This window comes from Isoptericola sp. NPDC019693, assembly GCF_044389085.1.
In the GTDB taxonomy this organism is placed as follows: Bacteria; Actinomycetota; Actinomycetes; order Actinomycetales; family Cellulomonadaceae; genus Isoptericola.
Window position 1 is genome coordinate 226,720 of the sequence record NZ_JBIRXP010000005.1, and the last position, 21,550, is coordinate 248,269.

The 21,550-nt window shown below is 75.0% G+C and carries 26 protein-coding genes; 13 read left to right on the forward strand and 13 right to left on the reverse strand.

Features of this window, described 5'->3' with window-relative positions; genetic code table 11:
* Window positions 1-237 precede the first annotated feature (237 nt).
* Window positions 238-1,122: a DUF1028 domain-containing protein gene (locus ACH436_RS16155; protein ID WP_430561216.1), complete on the forward strand. Its 885-nt coding sequence runs from the start codon at window positions 238-240 to the stop codon at window positions 1,120-1,122.
* 38 nt (window positions 1,123-1,160) lie between these two features.
* Here the strand turns inward: ACH436_RS16155 and ACH436_RS16160 are convergent, their stop codons facing one another.
* The 4 genes from ACH436_RS16160 to ACH436_RS16175 form a co-directional block, all read right to left on the reverse strand.
* Window positions 1,161-2,159 (reverse strand): CU044_5270 family protein, encoded by a 999-nt coding sequence (locus ACH436_RS16160; RefSeq protein WP_430561217.1) that lies wholly within the window; start codon window positions 2,157-2,159, stop codon window positions 1,161-1,163.
* On the reverse strand, window positions 2,156-2,719 hold the full coding sequence (locus ACH436_RS16165) for an RNA polymerase sigma factor (RefSeq protein WP_430561218.1): 564 nt from the start codon (window positions 2,717-2,719) through the stop codon (window positions 2,156-2,158). The genes ACH436_RS16160 and ACH436_RS16165 overlap by 4 nt, the downstream gene beginning before the upstream one ends.
* 99 nt (window positions 2,720-2,818) lie before the next feature.
* Window positions 2,819-3,658, reverse strand: a complete 840-nt coding sequence (locus tag ACH436_RS16170) for an SAM-dependent methyltransferase (protein WP_430561219.1) — start codon at window positions 3,656-3,658, stop codon at window positions 2,819-2,821.
* 85 nt (window positions 3,659-3,743) lie between these two features.
* Window positions 3,744-4,304 carry a GNAT family N-acetyltransferase gene (locus tag ACH436_RS16175; RefSeq protein WP_430561220.1) on the reverse strand — a complete coding sequence of 187 codons (561 nt, stop codon included), beginning with the start codon at window positions 4,302-4,304 and terminating at the stop codon, window positions 3,744-3,746.
* A gap of 143 nt (window positions 4,305-4,447) precedes the next feature.
* Here ACH436_RS16175 and ACH436_RS16180 point away from each other — a divergent pair, with 143 nt between their 5' ends.
* Complete coding sequence (locus tag ACH436_RS16180) at window positions 4,448-5,089, forward strand: LysE family translocator (protein WP_430561221.1); 642 nt, start codon at window positions 4,448-4,450, stop codon at window positions 5,087-5,089.
* A gap of 18 nt (window positions 5,090-5,107) precedes the next feature.
* On the opposite strand, the gene ACH436_RS16185 is transcribed toward ACH436_RS16180, so the two are convergent.
* Window positions 5,108-5,668, reverse strand: a complete 561-nt coding sequence (locus ACH436_RS16185) for a TetR/AcrR family transcriptional regulator (RefSeq protein ID WP_430561222.1) — start codon at window positions 5,666-5,668, stop codon at window positions 5,108-5,110.
* Window positions 5,669-5,754: 86 nt separating this feature from the next.
* Between ACH436_RS16185 and ACH436_RS16190 the strand changes: the two genes are divergently transcribed.
* Window positions 5,755-6,195 carry a hypothetical protein gene (locus ACH436_RS16190; RefSeq protein WP_430561223.1) on the forward strand — a complete coding sequence of 147 codons (441 nt, stop codon included), beginning with the start codon at window positions 5,755-5,757 and terminating at the stop codon, window positions 6,193-6,195.
* A gap of 9 nt (window positions 6,196-6,204) precedes the next feature.
* Here ACH436_RS16190 and ACH436_RS16195 read toward each other — a convergent pair whose 3' ends face one another.
* From ACH436_RS16195 to ACH436_RS16205, 3 genes are read right to left on the reverse strand one after another with little or no spacing between them, the layout of a single operon-like run.
* A complete protein-coding gene (locus ACH436_RS16195) occupies window positions 6,205-7,800 on the reverse strand; it encodes a molybdopterin-dependent oxidoreductase (RefSeq protein ID WP_430561224.1) in 1,596 nt (531 codons plus the stop codon).
* A gap of 4 nt (window positions 7,801-7,804) precedes the next feature.
* Window positions 7,805-8,359 (reverse strand): hypothetical protein, encoded by a 555-nt coding sequence (locus ACH436_RS16200; RefSeq protein ID WP_430561225.1) that lies wholly within the window; start codon window positions 8,357-8,359, stop codon window positions 7,805-7,807.
* Window positions 8,360-8,389: 30 nt separating this feature from the next.
* Entirely contained in the window at window positions 8,390-9,082 is a 693-nt protein-coding gene (locus tag ACH436_RS16205; RefSeq protein ID WP_430561226.1) for a winged helix-turn-helix transcriptional regulator, read from the reverse strand.
* A 144-nt stretch (window positions 9,083-9,226) separates the two neighbouring features.
* Between ACH436_RS16205 and ACH436_RS16210 the strand changes: the two genes are divergently transcribed.
* On the forward strand, window positions 9,227-10,066 hold the full coding sequence (locus ACH436_RS16210; RefSeq protein WP_430561227.1) for a class I SAM-dependent methyltransferase: 840 nt from the start codon (window positions 9,227-9,229) through the stop codon (window positions 10,064-10,066).
* A gap of 20 nt (window positions 10,067-10,086) precedes the next feature.
* Here the strand turns inward: ACH436_RS16210 and ACH436_RS16215 are convergent, their stop codons facing one another.
* Complete coding sequence (locus tag ACH436_RS16215) at window positions 10,087-10,851, reverse strand: tyrosine-protein phosphatase (protein ID WP_430561228.1); 765 nt, start codon at window positions 10,849-10,851, stop codon at window positions 10,087-10,089.
* A gap of 169 nt (window positions 10,852-11,020) precedes the next feature.
* On the opposite strand from ACH436_RS16215, the gene ACH436_RS16220 reads away from it, so the two are divergent.
* From ACH436_RS16220 to ACH436_RS16230, 3 genes are read left to right on the forward strand one after another with little or no spacing between them, the layout of a single operon-like run.
* Window positions 11,021-12,058 (forward strand): putative F420-0 ABC transporter substrate-binding protein, encoded by a 1,038-nt coding sequence (locus ACH436_RS16220; RefSeq protein WP_430561229.1) that lies wholly within the window; start codon window positions 11,021-11,023, stop codon window positions 12,056-12,058.
* Window positions 12,055-13,143, forward strand: a complete 1,089-nt coding sequence (locus ACH436_RS16225) for a putative F420-0 ABC transporter permease subunit (protein WP_430561230.1) — start codon at window positions 12,055-12,057, stop codon at window positions 13,141-13,143. Before ACH436_RS16220 ends, ACH436_RS16225 begins: the two co-directional genes overlap by 4 nt.
* On the forward strand, window positions 13,140-14,024 hold the full coding sequence (locus tag ACH436_RS16230; RefSeq protein ID WP_430561231.1) for an ATP-binding cassette domain-containing protein: 885 nt from the start codon (window positions 13,140-13,142) through the stop codon (window positions 14,022-14,024). The genes ACH436_RS16225 and ACH436_RS16230 overlap by 4 nt, the downstream gene beginning before the upstream one ends.
* A gap of 3 nt (window positions 14,025-14,027) precedes the next feature.
* Here ACH436_RS16230 and ACH436_RS16235 read toward each other — a convergent pair whose 3' ends face one another.
* The gene (locus tag ACH436_RS16235) at window positions 14,028-14,456 is read right to left on the reverse strand and encodes a CoA-binding protein (protein ID WP_430561232.1); all 429 of its coding nucleotides are present in this window, start codon (window positions 14,454-14,456) and stop codon (window positions 14,028-14,030) included.
* Window positions 14,457-14,550: 94 nt separating this feature from the next.
* Window positions 14,551-15,012, reverse strand: coding sequence for a DUF1772 domain-containing protein (locus ACH436_RS16240; protein WP_430561233.1), 462 nt, complete (start codon window positions 15,010-15,012; stop codon window positions 14,551-14,553).
* Between the two features lie 48 nt (window positions 15,013-15,060).
* On the opposite strand from ACH436_RS16240, the gene ACH436_RS16245 reads away from it, so the two are divergent.
* The 4 genes from ACH436_RS16245 (at window position 15,061) to ACH436_RS16260 (ending at window position 18,213) form a co-directional block, all read left to right on the forward strand.
* On the forward strand, window positions 15,061-15,531 hold the full coding sequence (locus ACH436_RS16245) for a hypothetical protein (RefSeq protein ID WP_430561234.1): 471 nt from the start codon (window positions 15,061-15,063) through the stop codon (window positions 15,529-15,531).
* A 158-nt stretch (window positions 15,532-15,689) separates the two neighbouring features.
* Window positions 15,690-16,655, forward strand: coding sequence for an ATP-binding cassette domain-containing protein (locus ACH436_RS16250; protein ID WP_430561235.1), 966 nt, complete (start codon window positions 15,690-15,692; stop codon window positions 16,653-16,655).
* Window positions 16,652-17,518 carry an ABC transporter permease subunit gene (locus ACH436_RS16255; protein WP_430561236.1) on the forward strand — a complete coding sequence of 289 codons (867 nt, stop codon included), beginning with the start codon at window positions 16,652-16,654 and terminating at the stop codon, window positions 17,516-17,518. The genes ACH436_RS16250 and ACH436_RS16255 overlap by 4 nt, the downstream gene beginning before the upstream one ends.
* A 98-nt stretch (window positions 17,519-17,616) precedes the next feature.
* Complete coding sequence (locus ACH436_RS16260) at window positions 17,617-18,213, forward strand: HhH-GPD-type base excision DNA repair protein (RefSeq protein WP_430561237.1); 597 nt, start codon at window positions 17,617-17,619, stop codon at window positions 18,211-18,213.
* A gap of 3 nt (window positions 18,214-18,216) precedes the next feature.
* Here ACH436_RS16260 and ACH436_RS16265 read toward each other — a convergent pair whose 3' ends face one another.
* A complete protein-coding gene (locus ACH436_RS16265) occupies window positions 18,217-19,329 on the reverse strand; it encodes a P1 family peptidase (RefSeq protein ID WP_430561238.1) in 1,113 nt (370 codons plus the stop codon).
* Window positions 19,326-19,820, reverse strand: a complete 495-nt coding sequence (locus ACH436_RS16270; protein WP_430561239.1) for a MerR family transcriptional regulator — start codon at window positions 19,818-19,820, stop codon at window positions 19,326-19,328. Before ACH436_RS16270 ends, ACH436_RS16265 begins: the two co-directional genes overlap by 4 nt.
* 70 nt (window positions 19,821-19,890) lie before the next feature.
* Between ACH436_RS16270 and ACH436_RS16275 the strand changes: the two genes are divergently transcribed.
* Window positions 19,891-20,859: an NAD(P)/FAD-dependent oxidoreductase gene (locus tag ACH436_RS16275; protein WP_430561240.1), complete on the forward strand. Its 969-nt coding sequence runs from the start codon at window positions 19,891-19,893 to the stop codon at window positions 20,857-20,859.
* A gap of 32 nt (window positions 20,860-20,891) precedes the next feature.
* Window positions 20,892-21,542 carry a histidine phosphatase family protein gene (locus ACH436_RS16280; RefSeq protein WP_430561241.1) on the forward strand — a complete coding sequence of 217 codons (651 nt, stop codon included), beginning with the start codon at window positions 20,892-20,894 and terminating at the stop codon, window positions 21,540-21,542.
* Window positions 21,543-21,550 lie beyond the last annotated feature (8 nt).

The window sequence follows — 21,550 nt, forward strand, 5'->3', positions numbered from 1 at the left end:
CGGTGCTGCTGTGCGAGGACGACGCCCCGCCCCGGAGGGCGCGGTTCCGCGGTACCACCTCGCTTGCGGACGCCGGTCGTGCTGGCGTCCGCCGCTCATCGGAGGCTGTGACGGGCCTACCCGTCCGGTTCTACTGAGAGTGCGTGTGCGCTCGGTTCTTCCGGAGGCTCACCGGTGATGGCCGGGTCGATGCCTGTGACTCCATGGTAGCCAGTCGCGCAAGCGCGAGGACGACGCGTGTTCGGGATCGAGGAGGAGGCGACGTTGACGTTCACCGTGCTGGCAAGCAACAGGTCGACCGGCGAGGTCGGGGCGGCCGCTGCGAGCTTCGTCCTGGCAGTCGGGGCCCGGGTCCCCGTGGTCGTCCGTGGGAGAGGCGCCGCGGCTGTGCAGGGCGGAGCGCCCCTGGCCCTCCGCGACGTCGTGCGACGACGACTCCTCGCCGGCCACACCGCGCAGATCATCGTGGACTCTCTGGCCCCCGATCTCCCCGAGGATGCGCAGATCGGCGTCGTCGACTCGGCCGGCCGGACCGCCGTCCGCAGTGGACGCGCGTTGGAGCCGCACGTCTCCGTGGCGCACGGACCGGGGATCCTGGTGCTGGCGAACCTCATGGAACGGTCGGCTGTCGCCGCTGCTGCGCTCGACGCCGCGGCCGGACGACACGAGTCCGACCACCTGGCCGACGGCCTGCTCGCGGCACTGCGCGCCTCCGACGAGATGGGTGGTGACGTGCGAGGACGCCTGTCCGCCGCCATGGTGATCCGGGGCCCGCGCGACGTCGACCTCCGTGTGGATCATGACCCGCGGCCGGTCCCCACCCTCCGGCGGCTCCATCGGGTCCATCTGGCCCACGCGGCTCTCGAGAGAACGCGGCAGGTCCACGGCGTGTACCAGGACCTTGACGTGGTGCGCCACGCCCACGGGCTCGCGCCCGACGACCCGGTCTGTCTCGGTGCGCTCGTCCTGGCCCTGCTCCGGTCCGGCGGCGTCGACGAGGCCGTCGCCCCGGCACGGCAGCTGCTGCGCGTGGAGGGGAGACTGCCCGTCCGCCTGCGACGGGCGGCCGAAGGAGGCACCGTCGACGCGACCCTGGTCGAGTCTCTCCTCCAGCGCCTGTAGGTGGCCACCGCCCGGCCGTTCCCACGTCCTCGCCTACCTCAGCACGACGTCTCGGGGACGGAACCCGGCCCGCACAGCGGTGGCTCAGGCGCCGGGGCGCTGTCGCGGGGGCCCTGCTCAAGCACGGTGGTCCCCAGCATGACGGTGCCGTCGTTGTCCATGAGGCGAGTTTCCAGCAGCGCGCCGGAGACCGGGTCGAGCAGCAGTTCTGCGATTCCGAGTCCCCGGTCGGAGAAGTCCGCGCGGACCGCGGTAGCGTCGCGTCCGGTGCTGTCGGGGGTGTGGCCGATCAGCTCGACGTCGGGGATGCCGGCGAGGATCTGCCACAGCGCGCGACGCAGCTCCGGACCGGCAGGGCTGCCCTGGAGCAGGCTCACGGCCTGACTCCACAGGTCCCATTCGTAGCCGTGATCGCTCGCCGGCATCCCGGCCGTGAGCTGCTCGGTCAGGGCCGCGGGTTCGGTCGGCAGCTCGTCGAGCTCGTCCCAGGTGAACTGAGGATTCCCTCCGAACACCGGAGGGCCGCCACCTTCGACGGTGTCGGAGAGGTCAAGCACCCGCACGAGCGAGGGGTCCAACGTCGAGTCCCCGTGCTCCGCAGCGGCGAGGGCTGCGGAGATCTCGTCCTTGATGAGGAGGGTGTCCCGCGATCGCCAGACCTCGCGGTCGTACGGGCCCAGCTCGTAGGGTCCCATTCCCGACTCGGTCACCTGTTCGTGCACGTACCAGTACTCCCCGTCCCCGACGGGCTGGGTGGCGGCGCCGTCCGCTGCCTCGAGCAGCACGAGCTCGGCAGACGCAGGGGCGGTACCGAGCACGCCGGCCGCGACGATCGCCGCGACGGCTGTGCCGGCGGCGGCGACACGCGGCCACCAGCGCCGTCGCGCACGCACGGCCCGGGCGGGGCGCGGCGCAGCGGTCATGATCTGTCCCAGGGTCTCCTCGGCGCGCGTCTCCTCCGAGGCGGTGAGCGGTGCGGCCGCCGCCGGGTTGGCCGCGGAGAGACGACGCAGCGTGGGGTCGGTCAGGAGGTTCATGGCTGCGTTCCTTCCACGACGTCGGGGCTCGGGCGTCGACCGGGCCACGGGGCCGGCTCGGAGCGGAGATCGGTGTCGACGTCCGCGAGGAGATGTCTGAGGCGGCGCCGCGCACGGGACAGGCGCACCGAGAAGGCGGCGCGGGTGCACCCGAGGACCTGGGCGGCCTCGCGTCCGGTGAGACCGTCCCAGGCCACCAGGGCCAGCACCTCGCGGTCGGCCTCGCTCAGGCGCGTCCACGCGACATGCATGTCGACCCTGGTCGTCGCATGGGCGATCGCGTCCTGCGGCACGTCGCGCTCGGCACCGATGCGCAGGGCGAGCTGGTGCCGTCGGCCGTGAGCGCGCCGGTCCTGGGCCAGCACGTTGCGCGCGACGCCGAACAACCACGGGCGGATCTCGCGCGGCACGTCGGCCCAGCGGTTCCACGCGATGGCGAAGACCTCGGCCGCGAGGTCCTCGGCGACGTCGGGGTCGGCGCGCCGCTGCACGAACCTCAGCACGTCCGGGTACAGCGCACGGAAGACCTCGCTGAACACGGTGTCCGCGGGCGCCGTCACGGGCTCATCCTCTGTCTCACACCCGTACATCGTCGTGGGGCGGCGGAGTGCAACACCGTGGCTCGCCGGCCGCCGAAGGGCGGTCGGGGTGGGCTCAGCTCATCCGGTCTGCGCGGCTGCGGCGAACAGCGCCGCCGTGGGATCGAACGGAGCCCCGGTCAGGTCGCCCAGGATCTCGACGTCGCCCAGGCCCGCGGCCGCCAGCTCGCCGGTGAGCTCCGCGGGCGTGAAGTAGCGGGCCCAGTTGCAGAAGGTGCGCGTCCGGTCCGCCTCGACGATCTCGTAGCGGTCCAGCGCGACCCGCTCGTCCTCGTACCGGTGGGTGTTGAGGAAGCCGAAGTACGGCTCCGCGGACCAGAAGCCGTCCATGAGGTCGGGGGCATAGGTCGCCCGCTCGACCACGGCGTCGAAGGCGGGCGCGTGGTCGACGTCGAACACGAACGTCCCGCCCGGGGCGAGCTGGGTGCGGACCGTGTCGAGGAGGGCCCGCCGCTCGCTCGGGGCGAGGGCGCCGTAGTCCCGCATGACCATGATGATGAGGTCGTAGCGCGCCTCGTCCCGGTAGGCGAGGTAGTCCTGGTGCAGGTACCGCACCGACAGCCCTTCGGTGCGCGCCAGCGTCCGGGCGTGCTCGAGGGAGCGCGACGACACGTCGAGCCCGGTGACGGAGGCTCCCGTGCGCGCGAGCCGCGTCGTGTAGAGCCCGGGCCCGCACCCGAAGTCCGCCACGGTGGAGCCCGCGTCGAGGTCGAACCGGTCGATCAGCCAGGCGGCGATGCTCTCGAGGTAGTCCGCGCGATAGGACGAGAGGTCGACCTGCGGGTCGAGGTGCGCGGCGAGCATCCGCTCGGAGACGTGCGGGTCCGACCACAGCCCGGTGGTCGTCCGGGTGGAGTACAGCGCGGGCCGGCGGTTGATGCCGGCGAGCTGGTCGTACACGTGGGGCTCCTGTGCGAGATGGAGTCGTGGGCACCGAGAGGTGGGCGGGGTCGCGACTCTGGCGTCCCGGGCAAACCCCGACCGCTCACGATAGGGCGTCTGCCATGTCCTCGAGCGCGCCGAACGGCGCCGGCGCCGCGAAGAGCCCCCGCAGGGACGGCTCGTACGCGGACAGGGCCCGCACCTGGAAGAAGCGCTCCAGCGCCGGGTCGCCCGGCTCGATGCCCCACGACGACCCGGGCACGAACCCGAAACGGGAGTAGTACCCCGGGTCGCCGACGAGCACGACGACCGGCTCCCCCGACGCGTCAGCGGCACCGAGCACAGTGTGCACGAGAGCGGAGCCGACGCCGGTCTGCTGGTGGTCGGGGTGGACGCTCAGCGGCCCGAGCACCAGCGCGGGGTGCTCGCCCACCCGGGCGCGCGTGCAGACGACGTGGCCGACGACGTCGTCGCCCGCGCAGGCCACGAAGGCGAGCCCCGGGATCCAGCACCGGTCGGCACGCAGCAGGCCGACGAGGGTCGCCTCCCCGGGCGCGCCGTCCGGCTCGATGGGCGGTGCCGAGTACTGCGCCCCCGTGAACGCGGCAGCGGTGACCGCGCGTACGGCGGCGGCGTCGGAGGGCAGCTCCCGGCGGATCAGCATGGCTGCGATGCTGGCACGACCGGGCCGACGTCGTCGCGACAATTCCGCCGGGGTCGTGGCGCGGGGCTCATGCCAGGCCCGGGACGTCCGGCGCGGACCGAGCGGACGGTGACGCGGCGTCGCGGGGCTCGTATCGTGGCGCCGTGACCGTGCTCCAGGCGCTGCTCGCCTTCGCCCTCGTCGCGGGGCTCCTGACCCTCGTCCCCGGCCTCGACACTGCCCTGGTGCTGCGCAGCACCGTGACGCGCTCGAGGTCGCACGGCTTCGCGGCGCTGGGCGGCATCCAGGTCGGCACCCTGGTGTGGGGCGCCGCCGCCGCGGGCGGCGCGGCCGCCCTGCTCGCCGCCAGCCAGACGGCGTACCGCGTGCTCACCGTCGCCGGCGCGGCGTACATGGTGTGGATGGGGGCGTCGATGCTCTGGCGCTCGTTCCGGTCGCCGCGCGACGCCGTCGCGGAGGTCGACGTGCCCCTGCCGGCCGGCGGCCGGTGGCGCGACTTCGGGCTGGGACTGAGCACCAACCTGATGAACCCCAAGGTCGGCGTCTTCTACGTCGCGGCCATCCCCCAGTTCGTGCCCGACGGGGTCAACCCGCTGCTCATGGGCCTGCTGCTCGCCCTGGTGCACTGCGTGCTCGGGACGGCGTGGCTGTCGCTCGTCGTTCTCGGCGCCGGTTGGTTCGGGCCCCGGCTGCGCCGCTCCGGCGCCGTGCGGTGGGTGGACCGCGTCACCGGCGGGGTGCTGCTGCTCTTCGGTGCGCGTCTCGCCGCGACCGCACGCGCCTGAGGCACGCCCGGCGCGGGGTCAGGTGAACGTCAGCCGGTCCACGATCCGCCGTGCCACGACCTCCGGGTCGACGGAGGCGTCCACCAGCTCCGACCCGGCGAACGCGCCCTCGCGCCACAACGACGCGAACCCGTGCACGACGGACCAGGCCGCCAGCTGCACCGAGCGGCGGTCATCGACCCCCTCGAGGCCGTCGACCCCCTCCCGCAGGGCCGTCCCGGAACGCCGGCGCGCGGCCGCGAGGTCCGCGTCGTCCGCCCGGAGCAGGTCGGACCGGAACATGACGGCGAAGTGCCCCGGGCGGGCGAGCGCGAACCGGACGTAGGCGACCGCCACGTCGCGCAGGTCGGGGCCGGCCACCTGGAGCTCCGCCGCCAGCAGGTCGAAGCCCTCGGTCGCGAGCGCGGTGAACAGCCCCTGACGGTCGCCGAAGTGGTGCGCCGGAGCGGCGTGCGAGACCCCCGCTCGCTGCGCCAGGCCGCGCAGCGAGAGACGGTCGACACCGTCCTGCGCGATCTGCTCGGCCGCCTGGCACAGCACGACGGCCCTCAGGTCGCCGTGGTGATACGCCTCTCCCATCCGACCTCCATCTAGCCATTGACTAGTCCTGCGTCGCGGACCTAACTTGTCACCGTCTAGATCTACTCTAGCCCCCGGGAGAGCGCATGGCACCCCTCGTCGTCCTCGTCACCGTCACCCTCGCGGCACGGTGCCTCGGCGCCCTCGCCGTCGCGCCGCTCGACGCCTGGCCGGCCGCCGTCACCGCGGGCCTGGCAGCCATGCTGCTCCTCACCGCGAGCGCCCACTTCACGCGGCCCCGTCGTGCGGCTCTCGTCGCGATGGTGCCGCCGCGCCTCCCGCGGCCCTCGCTCCTCGTGACCGTGACGGGCGTGCTCGAGCTCGCGGGCGCCGTCGGGCTCGCGCTGCCCGCGACGCGTACGGCGGCGGGCCTCTGCGTCGCGCTGCTGCTCGTCGCGATGTTCCCGGCCAACGTCCACGCGGCGCGCGCCTCCACGGGCATGCGCACGATGCCACTGCCGGCGAGGGCCGCGCTCCAGGTCGTGTTCGTGGGGGCCGGCCTCGTGGCCGCCTTCGGGGCCCGGTGACCGGGCTGCTCAGGTGATCGTCAGCTCGATGGTGTGCCAGCCGGTGGCGCCGTCGGGCGCGGGCGGCGCCTCCGCCTCGACCTGCACGGCGCCGTCGGCGTCGGTCGCACGCACGGCGACGTGGTGGTCGCCGGGGGCCGCGTCCCAGTCCAGGCGCCACTGGCGCCACGTGTCCGGGCCGACGGTGTCGGCGAGGTCCGCGGTGACCCAGTCGCCGTCGTCCACCCGGACCTCGACGGCGGAGATCCCCGTGTGCTGCGCCCAGGCGACGCCGGCGAGCGTCACCGCACCGGCGGGCAGGTCGTCGCCGGGGCGCGGCACGTCGATCCGCGACGACAGCTTGACCGGCCCCAGCGCCGACCAGCCCCGCGGCGTCCAGTAGCCCTGCTCGTCGGCGAACCGGGTGACCTTGAGCTCCGTGACCCACTTGGTGGCCGACACGTAGCCGTACAGCCCGGGCACCACGAGACGCGCCGGGAAGCCGTGCTCGGTGGGCAAGGGCTCGCCGTTCATGCCGACCGCCACGAGGCAGTCGCGGTCGGCCTCCTGCAGCACCTCCAGCGGCGTGCCCGCGGTGAACCCGTCCGTGCTGCGCGAGAGCACCATGTCCGCACCGGCCTGCGGCCGTGCCCGCTTCAGCAGCTCGCGCACGGGGTAGCCGAGCCACAGCGCGTTGCCGATCAGGTCGCCGCCCACCTCGTTGGAGACGCACGCCAGCGTGACGTGGTGCTCCTCGAGCGGCAGTGCGAGCAGCTCCTCCCAGGTGATCGTGAACGGTTCGTCCACGAGGCCGGTCACGCTCAGGGTCCACGTGCCGGGGTCCACCTGGGGCACCACCAGCGCGGTGTCGATCCGGTAGAACTCGGCGTTCGGCGTGACGTACGGGGCGGCGCCCTCGACGCCGAGATCGGCTCCCGCGGGAACCGCGGGGGCCGCCCTCGCCGGCCTGGGCAGGCGGATCGCCTCCCGGGCCGCCGTCACCGCGCGGCCACCTGCGGAGACCACGCGCGAGACGCCGAGCACGACGACGGCGCCCGCCGCGGTGACGCCGGTCCACTGCAGGAAGCGGCGTCGGTCGATCGCGTCCCGCAGGTCGGCGCCGGGCCGCTCGTCCTCGGCGAACCAGGTCTCGACGCGGCGCAGCAGGGCGCTGAGCAGGGCGATCGCCGCCACCACGCCGATCAGGGAGGGCAGCGCCCAGGCGATGTTCGCGCCCGGCCGTTGCGCGGCGAGGACCGCCGCGACCACCCCGACGGCGCCCAGCAGGACGGCTCCCCAGGGCGGGCGGCGGCGCTCGAGGAAGCCGGCGAGCGCCGCCCCGGCGAGCGCGACGACGCCCATCGTCGCGAGCAGCACGGCCTTGTCCGCCGTGCCGAACCACGACACCGCGAGGTCCTTGAGCCAGCCCGGGACGCCGTCGACCACGGCGCCGCCGGCGGCCAGGACCGGGCTCGACGACGGGTCGACGAACGCCGCGACCAGCTCCGCGACGGCGAGCCCGGCCGCCGTCGCGACGACGCCCGCGAGCGCCGCCCACCAGCCGTCCCGCGGCCGCGGCTCGGCCGGGACCGCGGACCGGACGTCCCACGGCGCCTCGTGGCTCATGACCTCAGCGTCCCACCGCGGGCGGGCCGGGGGCACCCGGGTCGGGCCAGGCGGCGAGGTGCCCGAGCCACGCGATCGCGAGCCACGACCCCTCGACGACGAGGTCCGCCCCCGGGCCGGCGAGCGTGGCGGTGCACGGCGTGTCCAGCGTCCACGGCCCGTCCTCCCCCGGTGCGAGCGTCAGCGACCGCAGCCTCAGCGTCGTGCGGTCCAGCTCGACGTCGCCCGCGTCACCGGGCAGCGCGACCCAGGTCCGCTCGCGCGCGGCCCACAGGGTCGGGCGCTCGCCCCCGCCGTGGCGGAGCCAGTCCGCGGTGCCGCCCGTGACGACGCACGGCAGCTCGGCCACGGGCTCGGCGGGGTCGCGCGGCACCCGCGGCGGCTCGTCCCCGAGGCTCGACACGTCACCCGCCGGGGCGTTCCCGTTCGCGATCGACAGCGCGAGGTCCACGGCGGCCCGCACGAGGCCCGTCGCCGCGCCGGCGCTCTCCCGCACCCCGCGTCGTTGCCGCCGCGGCCGCCGCCAGGAGATGGCGTCCTGGACCCGGGGAGTCGTCATGGCGTCGAAGGCTAACGCCACCGGCCGCCCTCACGCCCCCGCGGAGGCCGGCTCCGGCCGGGGCACGTGCGCGAACACCGACTGCCCCAGCCAGCGCGGCACCTGCCGGCGCACGTCCTCGGGCCCCTCGAGCGCCACCTCGTGCGAGCGCAGCGCGCTCGCCCAGGTCACGTCACCCCGCCACAGCCGGGTGAGGGCACGCAGCGGCGTCGTCACGACCACCGCCGTCTCGTAGCCGGGGTCGTAGTCGCACACCTCGACCTGGCCGTCGCGCACGACGATCCACCACCGGGACACCCGCGGTGCCACGTCCGTGAGCGTGATCGCCAGGACGGTGCGCTCGCGGGGCCAGGCGGCGACGTCGATCGTGCGGCGCATGTCCCACAGCAGGAGGTGCGGGTCGAGGTCGGCCTCCCCGAGCCCGCCGACCCACCGCGTGCCCCAGGCCCCGAGCGCCTCGACGAGCGGCCGCAGCTCCTCGCCCGCGGGGGTGAGCAGGTAGCGGACGTGCCCTTCGGCGCCGGCGCGTCGCACGATCCCCGCGCGCTCCAGCGTCCGCAGCCGCTTGGACAGCAGCGTGGGCGACATCTTCGGGTTGCCGCGGCGCAGCTCGTTGAACCGGGTGCTGCCGAGCAGCAGCTCCCGCACGACGAGCAGCGTCCACCGCTCGTCGAGCACCTCCATCGCCTTCGCGACGGGGCAGAACTGGCCGTAGCCCGCCATCTCCCCAGTGAACGCCCGCCGGGCAGGTCGCCGCCAGTACAGATCCAGGACTTCGCCCGGTCCAGATCCGGCACTGGACCGGCGATCTCGCCCGGCGGAGCGTGAAGGGGTCAGCACACCCCGGCAGGAGCGAAGGAGCCCCTCATGAGCGTCACCGAACCCGGAACCGTCCCCGTCGAGCTGCTCGAGACGGTCCGCACCAAGCACCGCGCCGTGTGGGAGTCGGGCGACTATCCCGCGGTCGCGGACCAGGTCATCCCGTCACTGGGCGCCGTCCTCGTCGAGGCGTGCGACGTCGGGCCGGGCGACCGGGTGCTCGACGTCGCGGCCGGCTCCGGCAACGCGTCGATCCCCGCCGCGCTGGCGGGCGCCGACGTCGTCGCCACCGACCTCTCTCCCGAGCTGCTCGAGGCGGGACGCCGGCGCGCCGCGGACCAGGGCGCCACGCTGCGGTGGGAGCCGGCCGACGCGCACGCGCTCCCGTTCGACGACGGCGCGTTCGACGTCACCCTCTCGTGCGTGGGCGTGATGTTCGCGCCCTTCCACCAGCTCGCGGCGAGCGAGCTCGTCCGCGTGACCCGGGCCGGCGGCACGATCGGCGACATCGCCTGGACGCCGACCGGGTTCATCGGCGAGATGTTCGCGACGCTCAGGCCGTACGCGCCCCCGCCTCCGCCCGGCGCCCTCCCGCCGCCGCTGTGGGGCACCGAGGAGCACGTGCGGGCGCTGCTCGGCGACCACGTCACCGACGTCCGGGCCGAGGTGCGCGGGCTCGTCGTCGACCGGTTCGCCGACGGCGCGGCGTTCCGCGACTTCTTCAAGGCCACCTACGGGCCGACGATCGCGACGTACCGGCACCTCGGGGACGACGACGCCCGCGCCGCGAAGCTCGACGACGCGCTCGCCGCGCTCGGCGACCGGCACCTGCGCGACGACGGCACGATGGTCTGGGACTACCTGCTGGTCCGCGCGACGCGGGCGTGAACCCGCGCGCCCGTCCGACGTCATCCCGCGTCGAGGAGGCGCTGACGGACGCGGTCGAGCTCCGCGTCCGTCACGCCGTGCGCGCGCAGGTAGCGCGCCGGATCCACGCCGTCGAGGAAGTCCTCCAGGGCGGCGGCGACGTCGTCGCACCACGCGGCGAGCTCGTCGGGGCCACGGTGCGGCTCGTCCCAGCCGGGCTCCGTGGCGCCGCGCTCGTTGTTGGTGCGCACGGCCAGCAGGTAGTCGGCGACGATCGCGTCGCGCGGCACGTCCACCAGGGTCAGGAGGAGGGCGGTGATCATGCCGGTCCGGTCGCGCCCGCCCGCGCAGTGGTAGACGACGGCGCCCTCGGGCGCGGCGGCGAACGTGCAGAAGACGTCGGCGACGAGGTCGGGCCACCGCTCCAGCACGGTCGCGTAGTAGCGCGGGGTGTCGAGGTGCGGCGCCCAGGCGGCCATGAACTCCGCGTCGTCCGGGTCCTCGACGGGGTGGTGGTGCCGCGTCACCGACGGCGGCAGCTCCAGCGGCTCGATCTCGGCCGCGTTGCGCAGGTCGACGACGGTGCGGACCCCGGCAGCGGCCATCGCGGTGAGCCCGTCGGGCCCCGCCGTGTCGAGCCGCGACGTGCGGAAGAATCGCCCTGCGCGGGTGCGACCGCCGTCGGCGGTGGACAGCCCGCCGAGGTCGCGGGCGTTCGGCAGCGCGCCCCAGCGCACCGCCCGGGGGTCGTGCGGGGATGCACCGAGGGCGGCGTCGGCGGGTGAGGTACCGAGCGGGATCGTCACGGGCGCCAGGCAAGCACACGTGGTCGGCGGCGCGTACTAGGCTCGACGGCGGATCACGGGCACGACTCTGGCCCGTCGGCGCGACCCGGACTGTGGGCCGCGGTTCCACCGGCGCGAGATGGCGCGCCGTCGGACGACGACACAGACACGACACCTCTGGAGCTTTCCCGTGCCCCGCCTCCCTCGCGCCACCGTGCCCGGCGCCGCCCTGCTCGCCCTGTCCTTCGTCGCCCTCGCGGGCTGCGCCCAGGACCCCGCCGACGCCGCGCCGTCGGCGGCCGCCTCGTCCGGCGGGTCCTCGGACGGCACCGCCTACCCCCTCACGCTCGACAACTGCGGCGTCGAGACCACCGTCGACGCCGCGCCGCAGCGCGTCGTGACGATCAAGTCGAGCACCACGGAGATGCTGCTCGCGCTCGGCCTCGGCGACCGCATCGTCGGCTCGGCGTTCCTCGACGGGCCCGTCCCCGACTCGCTGGCCGAGACCGCCGCCGACGTGCCCGCCGTCGCCGAGCCCATGGCCGAGCAGGTGCCCGGCGCGGAGGCCGTGCTCGGCCTCGAGCCCGACCTCGTCTACGCCGGCTGGGAGTCCAACCTCACCGCTGACGGCGCGGGCGACCGCGAGACGCTGGCGAAGCTCGGCGTCGCGACCTACGTCTCCCCCGCCGCCTGCAAGGCCCCCGAGTACATGCCCGACCCGCTGACCTTCGACGACGTCTTCGCCGAGATCGACGAGGTGGGCGAGGTCTTCGACGCCGCCGAGGCCGCCGACGACCTGGTCGCGACGCAGCAGGACGCGCTCGCGTCGGTCACCCCCGACGACCGAGGCCTCACCGCGCTCTGGTACTCCTCGGGCGACGACATCCCGTACGTCGGGGCCGGCATCGGCGCGCCGCAGATGATCATGGACGCCGTCGGGCTGGAGAACGTCGCCGGCGACGTGCACGACACGTGGACGTCGTTCTCGTGGGAGCAGGCGATCGACGCCGACCCGGACGTCATCGTCCTGGTCGACGCCACGTGGAACAGCGCCGAGCAGAAGATCGAGCGGCTGGAGTCCAACCCCGCCACGGCGCGCATGTCCGCCGTGCAGGAGGGCCGCTACCTCACCGTGCCGTTCCCGGCGACGGAGGCGGGCGTGCGCAACGTCGACGCCGTCGTCGACCTCGCCGCACAGCTCGACGGGCTGGAGGGGCTCGGACGGTGACGACGACCCGGCAGGTCGAGACCGCCACGACGAGCGCCCCCGCGCCGCCGTCCGCGACGCCTCGCGCGCGCCGCGGCGCCGCCTGGTGGCTGCCGGCGTCGGTCGTGGTGCTGGTCGCGACCGTCCTGGTCACGGTGACCGTCGGGCCGGCCGACCTCTCCGTCGCGGACGTGTGGCGCTCGATCGCGACGCACGTCGGGCTCGGCGGCGTGCTCGGCCTCGAGCCGCTCGACGCGCTGCCCGACGGGATGGTCTGGGAGCTGCGGCTGCCGCGCGTGCTGACCGCCGCGGCGGTCGGTGCCGGGCTCGCGGTGTGCGGCGTCGTCATGCAGTCCCTCACGCGCAACCCGCTCGCGGACCCCTACCTGCTGGGCCTGTCGTCCGGGGCGTCGCTGGGCGCCGTGCTGGTGCTCGTCGCCGGGCTCACGGTGCTGCTGCCGGTCGCGGCGTTCGGCGGTGCCGTCGCGGCGCTCGCCGCCGCTCTCGCGCTGGCCGGGGCGATCGGCACGATCACCCCGACCCGCACCGTGCTCGCGGGGCTCGCCGTGAGCCAGCTCGCCGCGGCGGCGACGAGCTTCGTCATCTTCTGGTCCGCGACCGGCGACTCGTACCGCGAGATCCTGTCGTGGCTCATGGGGTCGGTGGCCGGGGCGACGTGGACGTCGGTCGCGATCACGGGCGTCGCCGTGCTGGTGCTGGGCACCCTGCTCGCCTCGACCGGCTCGATCCTCGACGCGTTCACCTTCGGCGACACCGCCGCTGCCACGCTCGGCGTGCCCGTCGCGCGGGTGCGGTGGCTGCTCCTGGTGGGCGTCGCGCTGCTCACCGGCGCCCTGGTCTCCCAGAGCGGGTCGATCGGTTTCGTCGGGCTGATCCTGCCGCACGCCGTACGGCTGCTGACGGGCGCGCGGCACCGGCTGCTGCTGCCGTTGTCCGCGCTGTGCGGGGCGTCGTTCCTCGTCTGGGCGGACACCCTGGCCCGCACGGTGTTCGCGCCGCGCGAGGTCCCCGTCGGCATCGTCACGGCGGCGATCGGCGCGCCGGTGTTCGCCCTGCTGCTGTGGCGCGGACGGAGGCTCGCATGACCACCGAGGCCCGCACGGACGCCCGCACGAGGTCCCGCGGCGTCGCCCGCGCCGACGACGCCCCGGGCGTGGCGAGGGCGGCCGACGGCCTCGACGCGGCCCGCGTCTCCTGGGCGACGGCAGGCCGCCTCATCCTCGACGGCGTGGACGTCACCGCCCCGGCGGGCGCGGTCAGCGGCCTCCTGGGCCCCAACGGGTCGGGCAAGTCGACGCTGCTGCGCGTGCTCGCGGGGGTCCAGCCGCCGTCGGGGGCCGGTGCGTCGGGTGGGGACGCGGCCCGGGTGGTGTTCGCCGGGGACGACCTGCTCGCGCTGCCGCGCCGCCGTCGCGCGCGGACGCTCGCGTTCGTCGAGCAGGAGGCGTCCACCGACCTGCCGGTCACCGTGCTGGACGCCGTCCTGCTCGGGCGCATCCCGCACCGGTCGCTGCTGGCCGGCGACTCGGCGGACGACCGCACCGCCGCCCGGCGGGCCCTCGACGTGGTCGGTGCGGGCCACCTGGCGGACCGCGAGGTCACGACCCTCTCCGGCGGCGAGCGCCAGCGCGTGCACATGGCCCGGGCGCTGGCGCAGGAGCCCGCCCTGATCCTGCTGGACGAGCCGACCAACCATCTCGACATCGCCGCCCAGCTCGACGCGCTGCGCGTGCTGCGCGAGCTCGCCGACCGCGGCGTCACCGTGCTGGCGGCGCTGCACGACCTGCAGCTCGCCGCCCAGCACTGCGACCACGTGGTGCTGCTCGCGGACGGCCGCGTCGTGGCGGCGGGCGACGTGCGCGACGTCCTCGTGCCCGACGTCCTCGACCCGGTCTACGGCGTGCGCACGGAGGTGCTCACCCACCCGCGCACGGGTCGCCCGGTGCTGACGTTCTCCCGGGGATGACCGCTACCGCCGGCCGAGCTCGATCGCCGGGCAGCGGTCCATGACCATGTCGAGGCCGGCGGCCAGCACCCGGGCGGCGGCCTCCTCGTCGATGACGCCGAGCTGGAACCACACCGCCTTCGCGCCGATCGCGATCGCCTCGTCGGCGACGGCCCCGGCGAGCTCGGAGCGGACGAACACGTCGACCACGTCGACCGGGAACGGGATGTCGGCGAGGCTCGCGTAGCCCTGCTCACCGTGCACCGTCTCGGCGCTCGGGTGCACGGGCACGATCCGCTTGCCCGCGCGCTGCAGGACCCCGGCGACGCCGTACGCCGCGCGCTCGGTGTTCGTGGACAGGCCGACGACGGCCCAGGTGGTGGTCTCGTCGAGGACGCGGTCGATCGTGGCCTCGACGCCGGCGGTGGTCTCGGTGGCCTCTGGCGTGCTCATGCCTCGTCCAACCGGCACCTCGATCGGCCTGTTCCAGTCCCGCGGGTCCCTGATCCTCATGCGTTCCCCCTCGTCGTCCGATCCGTTCGTGCGGTCACGCCATCGCCAGCGCCACGCCCGCGAGCGCGCACGACACCGCGCAGGCGATGGTCCGCACGTGGTTGAGCCGGCTCCAGGGCCGGTCGAACGCGACCCATCCGGCGGCGTCGCGGTGCACCATGAGGGCGTTGTTCAGCGGCACGTTGCCGCCCGCCGTCACCCCCAGCATGCCCACGACCACGACGACCGCGCTCGCGACGACCAGCCATGCGCCGTCGTGCCCGGCGACGAGACCCACCAGCGCGGTGGCGACCGGGACCACCAGGGCCGCGCCGAAGAGCGCCATGAAGGGCGGGCGGACGGCGTCGGTGTTGATCGCCGCCATGGCCGCGGCCGCGTCGGCGGGGTCGAGCCGGCGCAGGCCCGCGACGACGAAGGTCGAGAACGCCGCGAACACCCCGCCCGCCAGGCCGGTGACCAGGGCGGTCAGCACGAGGAGCACGTCCCAGAGGTCCATGAGCCCATCCAACCAGCGGGAGCGGCGCAAGCGCAGCAGGATGGGCCCATGCCCGTTCCTCCCGTCGTCGCCAGGGCGACGAGGCGCTTCAACCCGTACGCCCTCAAGGTGAGCTCGCGCGTACCGCCGTGGGCCACGCTGCACCACGTCGGTCGCACGAGCGGCCGCGAGTACCACACCCCCGTGGTCGCGTTCGCGGCCCGGGCGCCGATCGACACCCGGGTCGCCCGGTCCGGCGACCCCGTGGAGATCGGCGAGTACCGCGACGTCCTCGTCCTCACGCCGTTGCCCTGGGGGCCGGACGTCGACTGGTGCCGCAACGTGCGCGCCGCCGGCTCGTACCGCCTCACTCGTAAGGGGGTCGACTATCGGGCGGACCAGCTGCGCGTCGTGGACGCCGACGAGGCCCGCGGGATGCTCGGCGGCCTCGCCGGCACGGCGACGGGCCTGATCGGCATCGAGCAGTTCCTCGTCGGTCGGCTCAGCCGCTGGCCGGCGGGCGGCCCGGGGCGCGCCTGACGCACCGGTCCTGATCGCGGAGGCCCGGGCACGGTGGGCCGCCCGCCCGGCCGGGGTGCGGCGTCAGGGGACCCCCCGGGCGATCGCGACGCGTCCAGGGTCCCTTTCAGGGGCCTCCCTGTGCTGTGACGCCGGTCACGCACCGTACGTTCGACGGCATGATCGAGGCACAGGGTCTGTCCAAGAGCTACGGGAACAAGGCCGCCGTCGACCGCGTCACCTTCACGGTGCGGCCCGGCGTCGTCACCGGCTTCCTCGGCCCCAACGGGGCGGGCAAGTCCACCACCATGCGCATGATCATGGGGCTCGACCGGCCCTCCGCGGGCTCGGTCACCGTCAACGGCCGCCCGTACGCGCGGCACAGCTCCCCCCTCACCGAGGTGGGAGCGCTGCTCGAGGCGCGCGCCGTCCATCCGGGCCGCACGGCGCGGGCGCACCTGCGCGCGCTGGCCGCCACGCACGGCATCCCCGACCGGCGCGTCGACGAGGTGATCGACCTGACCGGCCTGGCCTCGGTGGCCCGCAAGCGGGTCGGCGGGTTCTCGCTCGGCATGGGCCAGCGGCTCGGCATCGCGTCAGCCCTGCTGGGCGACCCGCGCACCCTCATCCTCGACGAGCCCGTCAACGGCCTCGACCCCGAGGGTGTGCTGTGGGTGCGGCGGCTCGCGCGGAGCCTCGCGGCCGAGGGCCGCACCGTCTTCCTGTCCAGCCACCTCATGAGCGAGCTGGCGCTCACCGCCGACCACGTCATCGTCATCGGGCGCGGCCGCATCCTCGCCGACGCGCCCGTGCGGGACGTCGTCGAGGCCGCGTCGCGGCGCGCGGTCACGGTGCGCACCGCTGTCCCGTCCGCGCTGCGCACCGCCGTGGAGCGCGCGGGCGGCGCGGTCGCCGTGCCCGACGTCGCGCACGAGGGGACGCTCGAGGTCACCGGCCTCGACGCCGCCGCGATCGGCGAGATCGCGCTCACCGCCGGGGTCGCCCTGCACGAGCTGACCCCGGTGGCCTCGACCCTCGAGGACGCCTACCTGGAGCTCACGTCCGACGCCGTCGAGTACCGCACCGACGACCCCTCCGGCCCGCTGGCGACGGCCGGCACGACACGCACAGGAGACCAGCGATGAGCGCCACCACCTCCCTCGACGTCGACCGGGACGAGCGGGCGGCGTCCGCAGGAACCCGGGTGACCTTCGCCCACGTGCTGCGCTCGGAGTGGCTGAAGCTGTGGTCGCTGCGCTCGACCTGGTGGGGCGTCGTCCTCACGGTCGTGCTCATGGCCGGGCTGGCCGTGCTGATGGCGTCGGCCCTGGGTTCGGCCGCGACGTCGCCCGACATGCAGCAGACGATGAGCGCCGACCCGCGCCTCGCCGCCCCGAGCGGCACCACGGCCGTGACCTTCGGGTACGGGTTCGCGCAGCTGACCGTGGCGGTGCTCGCCGTCCTGACCATCACCGGCGAGCACTCGACGGGCATGATCCGGGCGACCTTCGCGGCCGTCCCGCGACGGCTGCCCGTGCTGGCCGCCAAGCTCCTCGTCGTCGCGGCGACGACGGCGGTCCTGGCGGTGGTCGGCCTGGCCGCCGCATGGCTCGCCACGGCGTCCTCCCTGTCCGCCGACGGGCTCGCCGTGGACCTGTCCGCCGGCGAGCAGCTGCGCGCGCTGGGCGGCACCGTGGCCTATCTCGTCGCGGTCGCGGCATTCTCGCTCGGGATCGGTGCCCTGTGGCGGAGCACGGCGGCGGGGATCGCCACCGCCGTGGGTGTGCTGCTCGTGCTGCCGCTGATCTTCCAGGTGCTCGCGGGGTCGGCCGACTGGGCCCAGGACGTGTACTCCTACCTGCCGACCGTGGCCGGCGAGCGCGTCATCGCCACCGGCCCCACGCCGGACGGCCTCCTGTCGCCGGGCGCCGGGTTCGCCGTGCTGGCCGGGTACGCCGTCGCGGTCCTCGCGGCGGCCGCCGTCGCCGTCCGGCGTCGCGACGCCTGAACCGCTCCGTGAGTTCGGTCATCCGGTACGAGATCGGTAGGGATGTCGACCGATCTCGTACCGGATGACCGAGCTCGCAGCGTGACAGGATGAAACCCATGACGGCACAGCTCTGGATCACCGGCGACCCCGAGACGGACGCGCTGCTGAGCGACGACATGTTCGCCCTGCTCGTGGGCATGCTGCTCGACCAGCAGTACCCGATGGAGCACGCGTTCGCGGGGCCCCGCAAGATCCGCGACCGGCTCGGCAGCATCGACCCGCACGCGGTGGCGGACGCCGACCCGGACGAGTTCGTCACCCTCGCCACCACTCCCCCGGCGATCCACCGGTACGGGCGGTCGATGGCGGGCCGCGTGCAGGCGCTGGCCCGGGCGATCGTGGACGACTACGACGGCGACGTCGCGAAGCTCTGGACGGCACCCGGCGCGGAGGGTCCGGCCACCGGCGCCGAGGTGCTGGCCCGCCTGCGCGCACTGCCGGGCTTCGGCGAGCAGAAGGCCAAGATCTTCCTCGCCCTGCTGGGCAAGCAGCGCGGGATCCGGCCGGCCGGCTGGCAGGAGGCCGCGGGGCACTACGGCGACGAGGGCTCCCGCCGGTCGATCGCCGACGTCACGAGCGCCGAGTCGCTCGTCGAGGTGCGCGCGTTCAAGAAGGCGCAGAAGGCGGCGGCGAAGGCGGCGAAGCAGGGCTGACGGTCACGAGCCGGCCAGCACCCCGGCCTCCCGGAGCCGCCGGACGGCGCGCTCGTGCGGCAGCCCGTACCGGGTGCCCCGGTGGCCGACCGTCGTCGTGGCGGTGAAGACCGACGCGAGCAGCGCCTCCTCGACGGCGTCCGTCGTGGCCCCGAACAACGGGTCCAGCGCGTCGTCCGGCACGAGCGCCTCGTCGTGGCCCGCCGTCGTGAACGCGAGGCCGTAGTCGCCGCTGACGTGCGCGAAGTCGGAGCCGACGCGGCCCATCGCGAAGACCGCGCGGCGCGCCACCCGTTCGAGCCGCCGGGCGTCGAGCGGGGCGTCCGTGGCGACGACGATCATGCAGGAGTTGCCCTCCGCCGGGCCGGATCCCTTCGGCACCGCGTCGATCTGGTCGGCACGGGGGCCGGCCGAAGAGATCGACTCCGTGCCGAGCAGATCCACCGCGGGCAGCGGAACCCCCCGCACGGTGAGCGTGCCGGAGAAGTTCGACTGCACCAGCGCGCCCACGGTGCGCGTGGTCCCCGCCACGTCGACCCGCCGCGACGACGACCCGATCCCGCCCTTGTAGCCGAGCGCCGACGTCCCCGCACCGGCGCCGACGCAGCCCTGGGCCACCGGCCCGGACGTCGCGCCGTCGAGCGCTGCGAGCACGTGCGTCTCCGTGATCGGGCGGGAGCGGATGTCCGACAGGTACCCGTCGTTCGTCTCCCCCACGACCGGGTTGAGGGTGCGCACGTCCTCGTAGCCGGGCCACGCGAGCACGTGCGTGACGAGCGCGTCGGCGGCGCGGAAGGCGGAGAGCGTGGAGGTGAGCAGGACCGGCGTCTCGATCGCGCCGAGCTGCTCCAGCTGTGTCGCGCCCACGAGCTTGCCGTACCCGTTGCCCACGAACAGCCCGCACGGCAGAGAGCGCCGCTGCCCCGGCCCGGCACCCAGCGCGTCCGGCACGACGGCGGTGACGCCGGTGTGGAGGCGTTCGCCCTCGTGCAGGGTGGTATGCCCGACGCGCACGCCCGCGACGTCGGTGATCGCGTTGTCCCGGCCCGTGGGCAGAGCGCCGACGACGACGCCGAGGGCACGCAGACCTGGTCGCCCGGTGGCCGCGGGGCTCATGCCCTCTCCCCGACCGGGACGAGTCGCTCCGGGTGCACGTCGCGCCACGACCGGCTGCCGTCGACCAGGTCCTGCACGTGCTCGCGGAACCTCGGGCAGGTGGCGATGTCGTGCGCCCGGCACGACAGGGCGTGCTCCGTCATGTGCCGGGAACGGTCGATCTCCTCCTGCCGGCGGTCGAGCTCGGCCAGGTGCGCGGTGAGCACCTCGTGCCGGTCCCGCGCGCCGCGCCCCGTGGACCCGGCGTCGAGCAGCACCTGGATCTGCTCGAGGCTCATGCCCGCGACCTTGGAGCTGAGGATCGTGGCGACGCGCACCACGTCGTCGGGCCCGTAGCGGCGGCGGCCCGCGCCGTCGCGTGCGGGGGCGAGCAGGCCGACCTCCTCCCAGTAGCGCAGCACGTGCGTCTCCAGGCCGAAGCGCTCCGCCAGCTCTCCGACGCTCCAGACGGGCGCCGACCCGTCGCCCGGCACGACCTCGCTTGACTTCATGTTGACATGAAGTCACACCCTGGGGTCACGACGCAACCGCACCGCTCGGCCGACCCCAGAAGGAGCCCCCATGAACGACCTCCGCACCGCCCCGCACGACGACGCCATGCACGACGCCGTCGTCCTCGGCGCCGGCCCGGCCGGTCTCGCCGCCGCCCTCGCCCTGGGCCGCACCCACCGCGACGTCGTCGTGCTGGACTCGGGCCGCTACCGCAACGACCCCACCGACGCGATGCACAACGTGCTCGGCTTCGACGGCGTGGCACCCGCCGAGTTCCGCGCCGCCGCGCACCGCACCCTGGCCGCGTACGACACGGTCGAGCTGCGCCGCACCACCGCCCTCGACGTCGCCCCGCTCGACCCCGCCGCGCCGGCCGACGGGTTCGTCGTGCGGACGGAGGACGGCGACGTCACCGCCCGGCGCCTGCTGCTCGCCACCGGTGTGCGCGACGAGCTGCCCGGCACACCCGGGCTGGCGGAGCTGTTCGGGACGGTCGCGGCGCACTGCCCGTACTGCCACGGGCACGAGTACTCCGGCACCCCCGTGGCGATCCTCGGCGCCGGCCCGCACTCCCCCCGTGTCGCCGGCCTGATGGAGCGGATCGCGAGCCGGGTCGTGGTGCTCGCCGACGGCGCCGAGGTCGACCCGGAGGTCCGCGCGGCCCTCGACGCCCGCGGCGTCGCGATCCGACCGGAGAAGGTGGAACGGCTCGAGCCGCTGGCGCTCCCTGGCGGCCACCCCGGCGCGCGGGCCGTGCTGGCGGGCGGCGCCGCCGAGGAGCTCGGCGGCGTCATGGTGGCGCCGACCCTCCACCAGGCCGCGCCGTTCGCCGCACAGCTGGGCCTGGAGCTGCGGAAGTCGGGCTGCGTGGCGGTGGACCCGACGGGCCGCACGAGCATGCCCGGCGTCCTCGCCGCCGGGGACCTGGCCCACACCGCCGACTTCCCGATGCCGCTGGCCTCCGTGACCGCGGCGATGGCGGCCGGGCAGATGGCGGCCGGTGCCGTCGACGGCGACCTCCTGGGGCTCGCACACTGACGGCCGCCCGCGGCCGCGGGCAAGATGGTGGCATGAGCCGCCACCACCTGTTCGTCGTCGCGCACCCGCACGCGGAGCACACCGCCGCCGACCTCGTGGGCGGGTGGTACGACTCGCACCTCACGGACCGCGGCCGCACCGACGCACACCGGGTGGCCGCGGAGCTCGGACGGCGGCTGGACGCCCGACCGGACCCCGGCCGTCCGGTGCGCGTCACGACCTCCGACCTCGCCAGGGCCGCGGAGGCTGCGGACATCATCGCCCAGGCCGTGGGGGTCCCGGCCGAGCGCGACGGGCGACTGCGTGAGATCAGCTTCGGCGACGCCGAGGGGCGGCCGAACTCGTGGCTCGCCGCACGGCGGGTCCACGCCCCCGACGACGATCGGCTCGATCACCGCGGCCCGGTACCCGGGGCCGAGACGCGCCGCGAGGTGGCGGAGCGCGTCGGTGCCTGCGTCACGGGCCTCATGGCGGACGCGGACCACGACCACGTGGTGGTGACGCACGGGTTCGCGCACACGTTCGTCGTCACGACCTGGCTGCGCGTCCCCGTCGAGGCGGCCGGCTTCGCCACCTTCGCCACGTCGCCGGGCGCCATCACGCACCTCGCCCACGACGACGACTGGCGCAACCGGACCCTCGTCGAGCTTTCCACGACGGCTCACCTGACTGCCGCCTACTAGGCTCACCG

Coding starts and splice junctions, on each gene's coding strand:
- ACH436_RS16160 (WP_430561217.1), bottom strand. CDS start 2,159: ATGAACCTCCTGACCGACCCCACGCTGCGTCGTCTCTCCGCGGCCAAC.
- ACH436_RS16175 (WP_430561220.1), bottom strand. CDS start 4,304: ATGCTGATCCGCCGGGAGCTGCCCTCCGACGCCGCCGCCGTACGCGCG.
- ACH436_RS16185 (WP_430561222.1), bottom strand. CDS start 5,668: ATGGGAGAGGCGTATCACCACGGCGACCTGAGGGCCGTCGTGCTGTGC.
- ACH436_RS16190 (WP_430561223.1), top strand. CDS start 5,755: ATGGCACCCCTCGTCGTCCTCGTCACCGTCACCCTCGCGGCACGGTGC.
- ACH436_RS16195 (WP_430561224.1), bottom strand. CDS start 7,800: ATGAGCCACGAGGCGCCGTGGGACGTCCGGTCCGCGGTCCCGGCCGAG.
- ACH436_RS16200 (WP_430561225.1), bottom strand. CDS start 8,359: ATGACGACTCCCCGGGTCCAGGACGCCATCTCCTGGCGGCGGCCGCGG.
- ACH436_RS16205 (WP_430561226.1), bottom strand. CDS start 9,082: ATGGCGGGCTACGGCCAGTTCTGCCCCGTCGCGAAGGCGATGGAGGTG.
- ACH436_RS16210 (WP_430561227.1), top strand. CDS start 9,227: ATGAGCGTCACCGAACCCGGAACCGTCCCCGTCGAGCTGCTCGAGACG.
- ACH436_RS16230 (WP_430561231.1), top strand. CDS start 13,140: ATGACCACCGAGGCCCGCACGGACGCCCGCACGAGGTCCCGCGGCGTC.
- ACH436_RS16235 (WP_430561232.1), bottom strand. CDS start 14,456: ATGAGCACGCCAGAGGCCACCGAGACCACCGCCGGCGTCGAGGCCACG.
- ACH436_RS16240 (WP_430561233.1), bottom strand. CDS start 15,012: ATGGACCTCTGGGACGTGCTCCTCGTGCTGACCGCCCTGGTCACCGGC.
- ACH436_RS16245 (WP_430561234.1), top strand. CDS start 15,061: ATGCCCGTTCCTCCCGTCGTCGCCAGGGCGACGAGGCGCTTCAACCCG.
- ACH436_RS16250 (WP_430561235.1), top strand. CDS start 15,690: ATGATCGAGGCACAGGGTCTGTCCAAGAGCTACGGGAACAAGGCCGCC.
- ACH436_RS16255 (WP_430561236.1), top strand. CDS start 16,652: ATGAGCGCCACCACCTCCCTCGACGTCGACCGGGACGAGCGGGCGGCG.
- ACH436_RS16260 (WP_430561237.1), top strand. CDS start 17,617: ATGACGGCACAGCTCTGGATCACCGGCGACCCCGAGACGGACGCGCTG.
- ACH436_RS16265 (WP_430561238.1), bottom strand. CDS start 19,329: ATGAGCCCCGCGGCCACCGGGCGACCAGGTCTGCGTGCCCTCGGCGTC.
- ACH436_RS16270 (WP_430561239.1), bottom strand. CDS start 19,820: ATGAAGTCAAGCGAGGTCGTGCCGGGCGACGGGTCGGCGCCCGTCTGG.
- ACH436_RS16275 (WP_430561240.1), top strand. CDS start 19,891: ATGAACGACCTCCGCACCGCCCCGCACGACGACGCCATGCACGACGCC.
- ACH436_RS16280 (WP_430561241.1), top strand. CDS start 20,892: ATGAGCCGCCACCACCTGTTCGTCGTCGCGCACCCGCACGCGGAGCAC.